The sequence below is a fragment of the Alkalicoccobacillus plakortidis genome (genome assembly GCF_023703085.1).
In the GTDB taxonomy this organism is placed as follows: domain Bacteria; phylum Bacillota; class Bacilli; order Bacillales; family Bacillaceae_D; genus Alkalicoccobacillus; species Alkalicoccobacillus plakortidis.
In genome coordinates this window covers 126635-141770 of the sequence record NZ_JAMQJY010000006.1, presented here as the reverse complement: position 1 = coordinate 141770, position 15136 = coordinate 126635, and the positions used below count along the sequence as shown (strand labels likewise).

Genomic DNA, 15136 nt, shown 5'->3' with positions numbered 1-15136 from the left:
TAAACGAATTATTGCTTGGGGTTATAATGGCTCTGTTAGTGGGGAGGCTCATTGCTTAGATGATGGATGTATGGTTGTTGATAATCATTGCATCCGGACAATTCATGCTGAAATCAATGCATTGTTGCAATGTTCGAAATTTGGAGTACCTACTGAAGGGGCAGAGCTTTACGTGACACATTTTCCGTGTGTACATTGCTCCAAATCGATTATACAAGCAGGCATTCAGCGGGTTTTTTATGCTAAGGAATATAAGAATGATCCATATGCTGAGCAAATTTTTAAGGCAGCAGGTGTTGAATTGATTGCTGTAGAGCTGGATGAAGCGGTTTTGGATCGACGTTATCAAGATAAGTTAAATCTAACAGTCTCCTTATTAAAAGAACTTGAAAAAGCCGAGGTATCAGAAGAAGTGCTTCAAGAAATGCTCCAACAAACTCGTTCGATTTATACAAAATCATAGTAGAGAGCAGGGGTTATAATAAGACTTTTAACCATTTGTCTTGTTTCATCCATCCTTGGGCTATGGGGTGCTATTCGTGGCTATGATTTAGCACTCTATCTACTAGTAGCCTTTTTACTGTTATATTGTTTACTGCAAAAAGAGCAATGGAAAAAGGCTCTTTTGCTCGCGATTCTCTTTTTTGTGATTTTTACAATACGGGGAGTCAGCGCTGAAAGAATAAATGTCACTACTTTACAGGAAGGTCATCTGGAAACAACGGGATCGGTCACGGGAATTCCGCGTATTAATGGTGATTCGATCCAGTTCCAGGTACACCTTGAGAATGGTGAACGATTGCAAACATCCGGTTTATTAAAAGACGAAGATCAACAACAAAAGTGGAGTGAGTTACGTCCTGGCGAGCGTTGTTTATTTTATGGAAAGTTATCTAAACCAAATGAGCCAACTAATTTCTTTCAATACAATTACGCCTCATATCTTTATGATCAAACGATTCACTGGGTATATCAAATAGAACCACAAAAAGTGGTTTGCAACGATGCAAATGGAACATGGACGGATCAATTTAATCGTTGGCGTATGGATCGAATGGCTCAAATCCGTGAAAGGTATCACGAAGAGACAGCGGGATTAATTATCGCCTTAACCTATGGAGATCGGTATTTTATAGATCAAGATATTCTTCAAGCCTATCAAAGGCTAGGAGTTATTCATTTGTTAGCTGTATCTGGATTGCATGTTGGCATGTTAACAGCTTGTGCCATGTACGTTTTAATAAGGTTTGGGATGACAAGAGAGCGCTCTATGGAGTTGTTAATGGTCGGTCTACCTTTTTATGCGATCATTGCTGGAGCAGCACCTCCCGTAATCAGGGCAGCAGCTATGAGCTTTGTTGTGCTTTTATGTCTAAGATTAAAGAAACGAATACACCCTATGATAGGTATATCTCTGACCTGTCTCATTTTTCTCCTGCTTAAACCCTATTCATTGTTTCAGTTGGGGTTTCAACTTTCCTTCCTTGTTTCCTTTGCATTAATTTTATCCGCACAAACGATTCAAACTCTCTACACTTCTTATTTACAAAAAACAATGGCTGTAACATTTATCGCTCAACTGGTTACCCTTCCTCTTATTTTGTTTCATTTCTTTGAATGGAATTTAATCAGCCTACCATTAAACCTCATTTATATTCCCTTTGTTACGATCGTTGTCCTACCTGCATCTTTTCTATCAAGTTTGTTTGATTTGATTCTTCCTGGTGTATTTAATTTGCCTTATTATTTCTTACAGTTGGTTGTTCCTCCTGTTCACAACGTGCTCCTTTTTATCAATCAGTACCCAGTAGGTGCTTATACGCCAGGCAAATTGTCAGGATGGCAGCTTGTTAGCTTGTATGCTGTGATCTTGATTGTGCTTCTCCTTTGGGAGTCTCAAATCAAAATTTGGTGGATACCTGCTATGATAAGTTTAGCGATCGTGCTTGGTGGAATCAAACTCTTGCCATACTTTCAAAAAGAAGCCGTGGTTACCATGCTTGACGTGGGACAGGGAGATAGTTTTGTCATTGAATTGCCAAGACGCGAGGCCGTTCTTGTCATTGATACTGGAGGGGTTATTCGTTTTTCTGACGAGCCCTGGCAAAAGCGGAGAAATCAATTTGATACGGGCAAGGATATTTTGGTTCCTTACTTAAAGGCAAAAGGAATTACCACAATTGATACGTTAATTCTGACTCACGGAGATCATGATCATATTGGAGGTGCCCAAGGTTTGCTTGGAAAAGTAGCCGTTCGTGAGCTTTTGTATGGAAAGGGACCAGTAGAAAAGAAAAATGAGAAACAAGTACTAGAGGCATATTTGCAGGCAGGAACAACAATTCATATGGTTGAAGCGGGGCAGAAACGGTCATACGGAAATAATGAACTTACCATCATTGCGCCAGTTGCATCAGACTTTGAACAAGATATTAACGAGCGATCTATTGTACTTGCTGCTTCTCTTGAAGGGATACACTGGTTGTTTACGGGGGATTTGGGGAGAAGGGTGAGCACAGGTTGATGGAGCGTTATCCTCATTTGTCTGTAGACATATTAAAAGCTGGGCATCATGGCAGTCTAACATCTTCATCTGAGCTGTTTCTAGATCATATTAAACCAAAAGCTGTTTTGATATCTGCTGGTAGGAACAATCGCTATGGTCATCCCCATCCAGACATCCTTAATCGCTTTGAAGAGAGACAAGTAGTCGTCATGCGAACAGACCTTAATGGGGCCGTTCAGTTTAAGCTAAAGGATAAGAAAATCCGTGTAGAGAGTGCAATTGAACAAAAAGAAACAGGACCTCAAAATGAATAAAGTCCTGTTAACTGTGTTGAACCCTATTCAGCTTAAAATTGACTGAAGACATCAACAAGGGAAGCAATAATAAAGAGGGTGGCAAAGAAACCAAAGGATGCGACAAACCCAATACCAGAGTCAATGGCATCATTTCGTTTGCTTTGAACTTCTTCTTCAAACTTATTCATCATAATCCTCCTCTCTCTCATTTTTTAGTATAAGCGAAAGCGCTCTATTTTACTATGCTTGTTTCATGATTTGTGCATAACTGTACGTTCACATAAAGCATTGGTTAAGCTGTTAAGAGTTGTCACCCATAATGCTTAGGTGCATAGGATATCTTATAAAGAGACCGGTCGTATATTACGTAAAGAAGCAATTTCCCGGGATTTGTTTCTTTGCGTTTATTATAAATGGAGGCGGCCATATTGGCTTGTCTCCTCTTTATCTTTCTTGTGTTCTTTAGTAAGATGTTTGGTACAGACGTTATTTAAAGGACGGGGTATTAAAGGATGGATTACATAAAGCAAATAAAAAAAATTCAAAAACAACAAATTGATCCTGTCTATTTTTTGCATGGAACACAGGCGTTTATCATCGAGGAGATGATAAACGAAGTCCTAGCAAACACGCTTAGTAAAGACGAGCAAGATATGAATGTTCAGCGTTTTCGTTTAGCGGATACACCGTTACAACTAATCATAGAGGAAGCGGAGACTTTACCGTTTTTTTCATCAAAGAAAGTCGTCATTATTCAGGATTTTTATTTGGCAACGAGTCAAAAAAATGATACAAGCATTGATCACCAAATAGAAAGCCTAGAACCTTACCTCAAGCAACCTCTTCCTGAAACAGTGCTAATTATCATTGCACCATATGAGAAGCTAGACGAGCGTAAAAAGGTGACAAAACAATTAAAAACAAATACGACAGTGGTTCATGCGGCCGAGTTATCTGAACACGAGACCATAAAATGGATCGGAGAGCAGGCGAATCAGTTAGGAATTGATGTCGCTGATCCTGTCAAGAAGCGACTTGTTGAATTAGCGGGAACTAATTTGTTGCAATTACGCTCAGAATTAACAAAATGCCAACTCTATTCTGGAGTAGGTGGAGAAGTGACGATGGAGGCTGTAAATCAACTGGTTGCTAAAACCCTTGAGCAGTCTATCTTTGACTTGATTGAATGGTCAATGAAGGGAGAGATTTCAGCTGCGGTAGCAAATTTTAAGGAAATGGTTAGAAGAAAAGAAGAACCCTTAATGATTCTCGCTATGCTTGTAAGGCAATTGCGTATCTATCTACATGTGAAAGAATTAAAACAGCGTTCGTATTCTGAAAAACAAATGGTTGGTATGCTTAAATTACATCCCTATGTTGTGAAACTTGCAGCGAAACAAGTTGTAAGCTTTGATGAAAAGAAATTAAAATCAAGCATAATGGCTGCCGCAGATACCGATTATGCCATCAAAACAGGCAAACAAGAAAAAGAATTTGCCGTAGAACTTTTTATCATAAAATTAGGTGCACTATCCACCCGAGAATATGCTTAATAAAAACAAAATGACTTGACCTGAAGTTTATGGTTTCAAGATATATCTGAGAGCAAGAGGGGATTTGCAAACATGCCGCTTGGAGCATGTGTGTGATTTCTTTTGGACTTTCTGGACATGTTTATACAAAAAAACCTCTGTTAAGATGGTATTGCAACACACACATCAAGGAAACTTACGATAATTCATACTCGGAATGATCGACTAGATCAAGTTCAATAAGACACATTGGTAATTGGTATTAATATCGCCAACGCCAAGCACAATGCGTGTGCCGTGGGGAAGAAAGCTAAATTATACGTCGTTTTAGGTACTCTACTTTTTATAAATCATTCATTAATTTTCGGCTCTTTTATAATTTATAGAAGTGTGCATTTTATTATAAATCCATAAAAAAATCTGACCCTCCTACATAGCGGGATCGACGAGACTGCTGATTACCCTTTTCTCACATCAGTCTCAAGGTGAAGTGTATGTCCGGAGCGGTGACACTACTCACTTAATTTTTGATAAACAAAAAACCGGACCATTATGTGAGTTAAACAACATAATGGTCCGGTTTTTGTAATTCTTCTGTGTTGTTAAGCTGAAAGTCCATTAAGCTGTTTAGCTAGACGAGACTTTGTGCGAGCAGCATTGTTTTTATGGATAAGACCTTTGCTTGAAGCTTTATCAATTTTCTTTGTTGCTTCAGCAAATGCAGTTTGAGCTCCCTCTGTTTCTCCAGCTTCAACTTTCTTCTCGAAGTTTTTGATGGCAGTACGTAGAGCTGACTTATAAGCAACGTTTTGAGCACGACGCTTGTCATTTGTTTTCACACGTTTGATTGCGGATTTAATATTTGCCATTTGTTTCACCTCCTGAGCAAACAGCCAATTCTCAATTTGTAACTAGTTTGTTCAAAGAAGAGCGTCCTTTTACATACCGTTATCAGCTATTGAAATGCTGTTTATAATCACTTGTATAACAACAAGCATTTTATCAAAATCACTATATAAAAGCAATAGCTCTATTTGGATTAAGTAGATGCATGAAAAAACTTGCCTAGAGGAAAGATAAAGAAATCAACGTTTACTGGAGGCAAATGATGGACAATCACTTGAACATGGAAGCTTTTGAGGTGCGGACAGACTTAGCTGTGGAGGCTCACGAAATATACCAAGAAAAGCAACCGGAAGCTAAACCCGCTACTGGCATTGATATCAAATCAGATGATATAGACGGGATAAAAGTAACAAGGGTCATCATTGATGAAGAAGCGGCACCGAAGATTGGTAAAAAACCAGGCAATTATTTAACATTTGAATCTCAAGGCATTCGTGCCAAAGACACAGATCTTCAAGCTAAACTCGAAAAAGTATTTGCCTCATCCTTTCATCAATTTTTAAAAGAGTCGGGTGTAAACGAGACAGATAGCTGCTTGGTTATTGGACTCGGCAACTGGAATGTCACTCCAGACGCTTTAGGCCCAATCGCTGTCGAGGAAATTTTAGTGACAAGGCATTTGTTTGAATTGGCTCCTGAGGAAGTTCAAGATGGATTCCGTTCAGTGAGTGCATTAACACCCGGTGTTATGGGCTTAACTGGAATTGAAACGAGTGATATTTTGTTTGGGGTGATTGATAAGGTAAAACCAGACTTTTTAGTTGTCATTGACGCATTGGCATCTAGGTCAGTGGAACGTGTTAATACAACCATTCAAATTACAGATACCGGAATCCACCCAGGCAGTGGAGTTGGAAACAAACGCAAAGAAATCAGCAAAGAAACACTTGGTATTCCGGTTATTGCAATAGGTATTCCGACCGTAGTTGATGCTGTGACGATAACAAGTGATACGATTGATTTTGTTTTAAAACACTTCGGAAGAGAGATGAAAACAGGAAACGCTCCGTCAAGGTCGCTTGCACCAGCCGGCATGACTTTTGGTGAAAAAAGAACGTTAACAGACGAGGATATGCCTGATGAGAAAAAACGAGAGACAGTACTTGGTATTGTAGGGAATTTACCCGATCAAGAAAAACGTCAGTTAATTTCAGAAGTACTTTCGCCAATTGGACATAATTTAATGGTTACTCCAAAAGAGATTGATGTATTTATTGAGGATATGGCTCATGTTTTGGCTTGGTGGTCTAAATGCGGCTCTTCACAATCAAGTTGATCAAATGAATACTGGTGCTTATACACGCTGATGAAAAAAACTGTTCCTTTTGTGACTTAGGGGCAGTTTTTTTGTGTTCTAGCCTGTCCTCATCTTGAATAGGATGGCAGTAGGTTGGTATTGGATGTAGGAGTGGTCAAATGAAACCAGCAGGATTTCGAGGCATGACAATAAAAGTGAACCGGACAAGCATCAAACAGATCATCATTACATCCGTGGTTGGTGTAATCAGTCTGTTTATTCTTATAAGTGTCTTAACATCTTTTGGCCAAGGACGAGGACTATCCTCAGAAAATATCCATGCATGGTCAGTTGGTTTAGCTGGAGAGCACCTTTTGCAAGTTATGGGCATGGAGAATAGCCATTTTACAGAACCACTGCCTGAAGGACGGAAAAACATCCAAGCTGGCTCCTTTTGCTTTTCAGCTGATTACAAGTTTGAATCCAGAAGATCCGCGAAGCTTTTTAGGAAGAGAACTTCCTGGATTCACATTCTTTGATTCGAAAATTTATATTGCAGGTGAGGGGACGGATTATACAACGTTATCTCATGAATCTAGTCCTCCTATTGATGTGCAGCTTGCTGAGCGCGATGCGAAAGAAGAAAGTCTCGAAAAAGTGATTCAGCTTGAAAAAGAAGCAGAGGAAGCCAAGCGAAAGCAAGCAGAATCCGAGCAAAACACAGGAGATAAAAATGTCGTTTACTTAATTAACACACATGACACAGAATCCTTTTTGCCGGAATTAACCTCAAAAGAAGCGTTTAATAGTAAAGTGAACATTACTCAGACAAGTGAAAAGCTAAAACAAGAACTCGAAAAACGTGGAATAGGTACAGTGAAAGAAGAACGCAGTGTACAAGAAAGCCTGCATCAAAAAGGATGGAATTATAATCGTTCGTATGAGGCCGCACGAATCTTTTTAGAAGAAGCGGTAGCAGGCCCGGAAGAATTTGAATTGTTTTTTGACTTACATCGTGACTCTGCAGGGAGAGATAACACAGCCGCTACGATTAATGGTGTAGAGTATGCAAGATTGTGGTTTGTAGTTGGGGGAAAAATCCAAACTCCGACATGAATGCAAAGATGGCCGAGGATATGCATGAATTACTTGAGAAAAAGTATCCAGGGTTAAGTCGTGGAGTAAAGATTGCCGAAGGACCAAGAACTAACGGAGTATTTAATCAGGATTTATCTCCTGAAATGATGTTAGTTGAGGTTGGAGGAGTTGAAAATACAATCGAGGAAACATATCGTGCGGCAGAAGCGTTGGCTGATGTGATTTCTGACTATTATTGGAGTTTACAAGAGGGAGAGGGTTCGTGATGAAAATGAGATGGTATATACAAACTGGACTACTTATCATTGCTTTGTTACTTGGGGCAATGGGAGGCATTCAATATATGAATGAACAGCTTGGAATCTCTGCTCCTGCACCCTTATCGAAGGAAGAGTTCGTGAAAAAAGAATCAATTACACAGCTACAACCAAATGTATTGGAGCTTACTGAAAAGCAACATACGAGCGAAAACGGGCGGCATGAAAACTTTTTCTCGGAGGCCGCGATTGCCAGTGCATCAGGTTTAGAAGAACTAACCAGGAATGTTCTTTCAGCTCTGGTGAATGCAATTGAAGGGCTAAATGGGAGAGAGAAAGAATCAGAAACCCAACTTTAAACCATATTGTGCAAAAACATTTCACTTCTCTGTATTGAACGTCTACCGGCAGCTTGCTATAATAGAGGATAGTGTATTTGTACGTAAGCTGTAGGAGTGATTGTAGAATGAACAATGAACAACGGATCGAAAGGCGATCGAGAATACGCAACTTCTCGATTATTGCCCATATTGACCACGGGAAGTCTACGCTTGCCGATCGAATCTTAGAATTAACTGGAGCTCTAACTCACCGTGAGATGAAAGAGCAGACACTTGATGCGATGGATTTGGAACGGGAACGTGGGATTACTATTAAGTTAAATGCTGTTCAATTGAAATATAAGGCCAAAGATGGAGTAGAGTATATCTTTCATTTAATTGATACGCCGGGACACGTCGATTTTACATACGAAGTATCTCGGAGCCTTGCAGCCTGTGAGGGAGCCCTTCTTATTGTTGATGCGGCTCAGGGTATTGAAGCGCAAACTTTAGCCAATGTGTATCTTGCGTTGGATAATGATCTTGAGATTCTACCTGTTATTAATAAAATTGATTTACCAAGTGCTGAGCCGGACCGCGTGAAACAAGAGGTAGAAGATGTCATTGGCCTTGATACGTCTGAGGCTGTACATGCTTCTGCAAAAAACGGAATCGGTATTGAAGAAATTCTAGAACAGGTAGTCGAAAAAGTTCCTGCACCAACTGGCGATCCTAATGCCCCATTTAAAGCGCTGATCTTTGATTCGTTGTATGATGCCTATCGGGGAGTTATTGCGTATATTCGAGTTGTTGAAGGAACAATCAAACCAGGCGATCGTATCCTTATGATGGCAACGGGGAAAGAATTTGAAGTAAGTGAAATTGGGGTGTTCACACCTAAAGCAACTAAACAGGATGAACTAACTGTTGGTGACGTGGGCTTTTTGACAGCTGCCATCAAAAATGTTGGTGACACTCGAGTAGGGGATACGATTACAAGCGCGGATAACCCTACAGGAGAGCCATTACCTGGTTATCGTAAAATGAACCCGATGGTATATTGCGGGTTGTATCCTGTTGATACAAATGAATACAATGATTTACGTGAAGCGTTAGAGCGTCTTGAGCTTAATGATGCGTCCCTTCAATACGAGCCAGAAACATCTCAAGCGCTTGGTTTTGGTTTCCGTTGTGGGTTCTTAGGACTTCTGCACATGGAAATTATTCAGGAACGCATTGAGCGTGAATTTGGCATTACATTAATTACAACGGCGCCAAGTGTTATTTATACCGTTTCTTTAACGAATGGTGATTCCCTGCAGATTGATAATCCATCCAACATGCCTGATGCTCAGAAAGTTGATCAGGTAGAAGAGCCATACGTTCGTGCTAGTGTTATGGTTCCTAATGATTACGTTGGTTCTGTGATGGAGCTGTGTCAAAAGAAACGTGGAAACTTTATTGATATGCAGTACCTAGATGCAAACCGTGTTCAAATTGTCTACGAGATTCCACTATCTGAAATTGTGTATGATTTCTTTGACCAATTAAAATCAAATACAAAAGGATATGCCTCATTTGATTATGAATTAATTGGTTACAAAGCGTCTAAGCTTGTGAAGATGGATATTCTGTTAAATGGTGAAACGGTAGATGCCTTATCTGTTATTGTGCATCGTGATTCAGCCTATGAACGTGGGAAAATCATCGTTGAAAAATTAAAAGAATTAATACCAAGACAACAGTTTGAAGTGCCGATCCAAGCTAGTATTGGGCAAAAGATTATCGCTCGTTCTACAATCAAAGCGATGCGTAAAAACGTTTTGGCAAAATGTTATGGTGGAGATATTTCACGTAAACGTAAGCTTTTAGAGAAACAAAAAGAAGGTAAAAAACGAATGAAATCTGTCGGGAATGTAGAAGTGCCTCAAGAGGCCTTTATGGCAGTCTTGCGTATGGATGAATAAACGGGAAAAGGCTTGGCTTCTGCCGGCTTTTTACCATGTTAAAAGGGATAAGGAGGTAGGGCTTTATGAATCATCAAGCAATATATGTCCACATTCCTTTTTGCGAACATATTTGTCATTACTGTGATTTTAATAAAGTATTTTTGAAGAACCAGCCCGTCCAGAGCTATTTGGATGCACTGCTTTTAGAAATGAAAAAAGATCAAGCTGAATATCCATCAAAAGATATTCAAACGATCTACATTGGTGGAGGAACACCAACGGCATTAACGGCAGATCAGCTTTCTTATTTACTTAAAGGAATGAAAGAAATCTTTTCGCTTGATCACGTCAAGGAATGGACGGTAGAGGTAAACCCTGATAGTGCGGAGGAGGACAAGCTTCAAGCGCTAATTGATGCAGGTGTAAACCGGTTGAGTATTGGTGTACAGACATTTGATACTCAGTTATTAGAAATGATTGGACGCACCCATCGTGCCGATAGTGTCATTGAAGCCGTAAAAACCGCCCGTAAAGTAGGCTTTCGAAATCTCTCCATTGATCTTATGTTTGGTCTACCTAAACAAACACCGGAGTCATTTCGCGATACATTAAAGCAGGCATTTGAATTAGATGTTGAACATATTTCTGCCTACTCGCTAAAAATTGAAGAGAAAACGGTCTTCTTTAACCGACAACGTAAAGGGACATTGCAGCTTCCTCCAGAGGAGCATGAGGTCCAAATGTATCAAGATCTCAGAGCCATGAGTAGTGAGGCTGGATATACACAATATGAGATCAGTAATTTTGCTAAAGACGGACTTGAGAGCAAACATAATATTGTTTATTGGGACAATGCTTCATATTTTGGTTTTGGAGCAGGAGCTTCCGGTTATATAAACGGAGTACGTTATCAGAATATCGGACCTGTTAATCAATATATTGCCGCTGTAGAATCGGGTAAGCCTCCTAGGTTGAACACTCATCAGGTTACGAAAGTTGAGCAGTTAGAGGAAGCCATGTTTCTTGGATTACGTAAACGGGAAGGATTAGATCCAGACACCTTCCACACTCAATATGGGGTTCGTTTTGAGGAAGTGTATCAAAAGCAGCTTGATGAACACCTCAAAAATGGACTGCTTGAATACCACCACGGATCACTTCGATTAACGAGTGAGGGACTTCTACTTGGCAATGAAGTATTTGAATCATTTTTAGCCGTTTTGGATGAAGTTGAAGTAGGGAATAATTAAGTTCTTTTTCTAGATGCATTCATATTGACAAACTCTGACCTATTTGATAACTTATCAATAGAATTAGCACTCGTAATTAGAGAGTGCTAACAGGGGTGATTCGGGATGCTGACAGAGAGACAGTTGTCCATTTTGAGTGCGATAGTTGATGAATATATTCGTTCTGCAGAGCCAGTTGGTTCACGCAGCATCTCAAAGCGCCATGACATTTCTTTTAGTCCTGCAACAATTCGAAATGACATGTCCGATCTTGAAGAGCTCGGTTTCTTAGAGAAGCCACATAGTTCTGCTGGTCGAATTCCGTCACAAAAAGGTTATCGATTTTATGTAGATCATTTGTTGATGCCACATCGTTTGACAGTGAAGGAAAAGGAAAGTATTCACACGGTCTTTTCATCTCAAGCGCAAGAGCTTGAAGAAATGTTTAGACAGTCAGCAAGAATTCTTTCAGAGATGACCAGTTACATTTCAATTGTTCTTGGGCCAGAAATGGAAGATGCTAGATTGAGAAGTGTGCAGATTGTTCCACTGTCGTCTGAAAAAGCTATTTTGATCCTAGTAAGCACTACAGGACATGTAGAGAATCAGATGCTTCATTTATCAGAAAGTGTTGGGCCAGCTGATTTGGAACGTGTCGTGAACATCATGAACAAGCGATTAATGGGCATTCCGCTTTATCAGCTCCAGTCTGCCATTCAAACTGAGATGGCTCATGTGATGCGAGAGCATGTAACAGCGTACGATTCCTTGTTAGAAAGTTTGCAGCTATCTTTTGCGATTGAGCGTCCGCACAAAGTGTTTTATAGCGGTAAAACCAACATCTTAAATCAACCTGAGTTTAGGGATTTGGATAAGGTGCGCTTACTATTTAATGTGTTAGAAGAAGATCAAAGCATGCATCAGCTTTTGCGAACACAGGAAACGGGTTTGCAAGTAAAAATTGGTCATGAGAACAACCTTGAAGCGTTTGATGACTGCAGTATGATTACCGCAGATTATTCAATCGGTAATCAGCATGTTGGGACAATTGGTATTATTGGCCCGACCCGTATGGAGTATCATCGGGCAATTAAAGTTGTTGACTATCTATCAAAGGATTTAACAAGGTTATTGACGAAGTTGTATCAATAACACTCTAATTGGTAATAGTGACTAGGGCGTACCTTTGTCCGTCCTAGTCATCAATACATAGTTAAGGTTTTATGGAGGTGAATGTAACAATGAGTAAAGAGAATGAACAACAAGAAAAAGCTGAACAAAAAGAGCAAGAACAAGAGCAGGAAATGGCTGATGTGATGGAAGGTCAGGTTATTGAAGAGCAAGAAGAAGCAGATGAAGTATCTGTTGAAGCTGCTCATCAGGCTGAAGTTGCTGAGCTGAACAACCGCTTATTACGTGTTCAAGCAGACTATGATAATTTCCGCAGACGTTCTCGTGAAGAAAAAGAATCAGCGGCTAAATACAGAGCACAAGGTTTTGTAGAAGAATTACTTCCGGCACTTGATAACTTTGAGCGTGCCCTTTCTGTGAATCCAGAAGGAGAGGAAGCTACATCACTAGCTCAAGGATTAAACATGGTGTACAACCAGCTTCAAGAAGCATTAAAAAAAGAAGGTGTCACTGTTATTGAAACAGTTGGCGAAACCTTTGATCCTCATTTACATCAAGCTGTTATGCAGGTTGAAGAGGAAGGATTTGAATCTAATCAAATCGTAGAAGAATTACAAAAAGGATATAAGCTAAAGGACCGTGTATTACGTCCTTCTATGGTGAAAGTAAACGCATAAGACTAAATACAATTTTTATTAGGAGGAAGATCCGTCATGAGTAAGATTATCGGAATTGACTTAGGAACAACCAATTCATGTGTGGCAGTAATGGAAGGTGGGGAAGCAACTGTTATCCCTAACCCAGAAGGTAACCGTACAACTCCATCTGTTATCGCATTTAAAGACGGTGAGAGATTAGTTGGGGAAGTTGCCAAGCGTCAAGCTGTAACAAATCCAAACACTGTTATCTCTATCAAGCGTCATATGGGAACAGACTACAAAGAAACAATTGAAGGAAATGAGTTTACGCCACAAGAGCTTTCTGCAATTATTCTTCAGAAGCTTAAATCAGATGCTGAAGCATATCTTGGTGAAACTGTAACAAATGCAGTTATTACCGTTCCGGCTTATTTTAATGATTCTCAGCGTCAAGCAACAAAGGATGCTGAAAAAATTGCTGGACTTCAAGTTGATCGTATTGTGAACGAGCCAACAGCGGCTGCACTTGCATATGGTCTTGAAAAAGAAGAAGATCAAACGATCCTTGTTTATGACCTTGGTGGTGGTACATTTGACGTTTCGATTCTTGAACTTGGAGAAGGATTCTTTGAAGTTAAAGCAACATCTGGAGACAACAAGCTAGGTGGAGATGACTTTGATGAAGTGATCATTAACTATCTAGTTGAGCAGTTTAAAAAAGATAATGGTATTGACCTTTCTCAAGATAAGATGGCTATGCAACGTCTTAAAGATGCTGCTGAAAAAGCGAAAAAAGACTTGTCTGGTGTGACTCAATCACAAATCTCACTTCCATTTATCACAGCTGATTCTACTGGACCAAAACACTTAGAAATCAGCCTGAGCCGTGCGAAGTTTGAAGAGCTTTCTGCTGATCTTGTTGAGCGTACGCTTGCACCAACTCGCCGTGCTATGCAGGATGCTTGGTCTTTCTGCTGGTGAGATCGATAAAGTTGTACTAGTTGGTGGGTCTACTCGTATCCCGGCTGTACAAGAAGAGATCAAAAAGCTTACTGGAAAAGACCCTCACAAAGGTGTTAACCCAGATGAAGTAGTAGCTCTTGGTGCTGCAATTCAAGCAGGTGTATTAACTGGAGATGTTAAAGACGTTGTACTTCTTGACGTAACACCACTATCTCTTGGAATTGAAACAATGGGCGGAGTGTTCACAAAGCTAATTGATCGTAACACAACCATTCCTACATCTAAATCACAAGTATTCTCTACAGCTGCTGATAACCAACCATCTGTTGATATTCATGTACTTCAAGGTGAGCGTGAAATGGCTGCTCACAATAAGACATTGGGACGTTTCCAATTAGCTGATATTCCACCAGCACAACGTGGTGTTCCACAAATCGAAGTAACATTTGATCTTGATGCTAACGGAATTGTGAATGTTAAAGCGAAGGATCTTGGAACAAACAAAGAGCAGTCAATTACAATTACATCATCTTCAGGTCTTTCTGATGAAGAAGTTGAACAAATGGTAAAAGACGCTGAAGCAAACGCTGAAGAAGATAAAAAGCGTCGTGAAGAAGTAGAACTTCGTAACGAAGCAGATCAACTTGTATTCTCAACGGATAAAACACTTAAAGACTTAGGTGATAATGTTGAGCAAGAAGAAAAAGACAAAGCTGAAGCGGCTAAAGAGAAGTTAAAGGCAGCAATCGAAGCAGATAACATTGAAGAAATCCGTACAGCTAAGGATGAGCTTCAAGAAATCGTGATGGCTTTAACGACTAAAATGTATGAGCAGGCTGCTCAAGCAGCTCAAAGCCAGCAAGAGGGCGGAGCAGAACAAGCTCAGTCTGAAGATAATACTGTTGTTGATGCTGAGTACGAAGATGTTACTGATGAAGATCAAGACAAAAAAGACAACTAAGATTTAGAAATGAAGACTCTTATTGAAAAAGTCAAAGTCAGCATGTATGGCTTTGGCTTTTTCTATGAGTGAAGCGCATCTTGCGCCTTTTAGCATAGAGATGATATGATGAA

At 39.9% G+C, this 15136-nt stretch carries 12 protein-coding genes and 3 pseudogenes; 13 read left to right on the top strand and 2 right to left on the bottom strand.

The window, feature by feature from the left end:
* The 3 genes from NDM98_RS22320 to NDM98_RS22310 form a co-directional block, all read left to right on the top strand.
* Positions 1-463 (top strand): deaminase (locus tag NDM98_RS22320; protein WP_251611664.1); only part of this gene is annotated, 463 nt, incomplete at its 5' end.
* Positions 464-478: 15 nt separating this feature from the next.
* Positions 479-2524: a DNA internalization-related competence protein ComEC/Rec2 gene (locus NDM98_RS22315; RefSeq protein WP_308807799.1), complete on the top strand. Its 2046-nt coding sequence runs from the start codon at positions 479-481 to the stop codon at positions 2522-2524.
* Complete coding sequence (locus NDM98_RS22310; RefSeq protein ID WP_251611663.1) at positions 2521-2820, top strand: ComEC/Rec2 family competence protein; 300 nt, start codon at positions 2521-2523, stop codon at positions 2818-2820. The genes NDM98_RS22315 and NDM98_RS22310 overlap by 4 nt, the downstream gene beginning before the upstream one ends.
* A 32-nt stretch (positions 2821-2852) precedes the next feature.
* On the opposite strand, the gene NDM98_RS22305 is transcribed toward NDM98_RS22310, so the two are convergent.
* Entirely contained in the window at positions 2853-2990 is a 138-nt protein-coding gene (locus NDM98_RS22305; RefSeq protein ID WP_251611674.1) for a YqzM family protein, read from the bottom strand.
* A gap of 324 nt (positions 2991-3314) precedes the next feature.
* Between NDM98_RS22305 and holA the strand changes: the two genes are divergently transcribed.
* Positions 3315-4355 (top strand): DNA polymerase III subunit delta, encoded by a 1041-nt coding sequence (gene holA, locus NDM98_RS22300; protein WP_251611662.1) that lies wholly within the window; start codon positions 3315-3317, stop codon positions 4353-4355.
* A gap of 581 nt (positions 4356-4936) precedes the next feature.
* Here holA and rpsT read toward each other — a convergent pair.
* Complete coding sequence (gene rpsT, locus NDM98_RS22295; RefSeq protein WP_251611661.1) at positions 4937-5203, bottom strand: 30S ribosomal protein S20; 267 nt, start codon at positions 5201-5203, stop codon at positions 4937-4939.
* A 239-nt stretch (positions 5204-5442) separates the two neighbouring features.
* Here rpsT and gpr point away from each other — a divergent pair.
* From gpr to dnaK, 9 genes and pseudogenes are all read left to right on the top strand, one after another.
* A pseudogene (gene gpr, locus NDM98_RS22290) lies at positions 5443-6547 on the top strand (GPR endopeptidase).
* A gap of 109 nt (positions 6548-6656) precedes the next feature.
* On the top strand, positions 6657-7016 hold the full coding sequence (locus tag NDM98_RS22285; RefSeq protein WP_251611660.1) for a hypothetical protein: 360 nt from the start codon (positions 6657-6659) through the stop codon (positions 7014-7016).
* Positions 6955-7841 (top strand): annotated as a pseudogene (gene spoIIP / locus NDM98_RS22280) (stage II sporulation protein P). Before NDM98_RS22285 ends, spoIIP begins: the two are co-directional and overlap by 62 nt.
* Positions 7841-8191 carry a hypothetical protein gene (locus tag NDM98_RS22270; protein WP_251611657.1) on the top strand — a complete coding sequence of 117 codons (351 nt, stop codon included), beginning with the start codon at positions 7841-7843 and terminating at the stop codon, positions 8189-8191. The pseudogene spoIIP and the gene NDM98_RS22270 overlap by 1 nt, the downstream one beginning before the upstream one ends.
* 107 nt (positions 8192-8298) lie before the next feature.
* On the top strand, positions 8299-10119 hold the full coding sequence (gene lepA / locus NDM98_RS22265; RefSeq protein ID WP_251611656.1) for a translation elongation factor 4: 1821 nt from the start codon (positions 8299-8301) through the stop codon (positions 10117-10119).
* Positions 10120-10184: 65 nt separating this feature from the next.
* Positions 10185-11351 (top strand): radical SAM family heme chaperone HemW, encoded by a 1167-nt coding sequence (gene hemW, locus NDM98_RS22260; protein WP_251611655.1) that lies wholly within the window; start codon positions 10185-10187, stop codon positions 11349-11351.
* Positions 11352-11456: 105 nt separating this feature from the next.
* Positions 11457-12482, top strand: a complete 1026-nt coding sequence (hrcA, locus tag NDM98_RS22255) for a heat-inducible transcriptional repressor HrcA (protein WP_251611654.1) — start codon at positions 11457-11459, stop codon at positions 12480-12482.
* Positions 12483-12571: 89 nt separating this feature from the next.
* Positions 12572-13138 carry a nucleotide exchange factor GrpE gene (gene grpE, locus NDM98_RS22250; RefSeq protein ID WP_251611653.1) on the top strand — a complete coding sequence of 189 codons (567 nt, stop codon included), beginning with the start codon at positions 12572-12574 and terminating at the stop codon, positions 13136-13138.
* A gap of 36 nt (positions 13139-13174) precedes the next feature.
* Positions 13175-15023 (top strand): annotated as a pseudogene (gene dnaK / locus NDM98_RS22245) (molecular chaperone DnaK).
* The last annotated feature ends 113 nt before the right edge of the window (positions 15024-15136 follow it).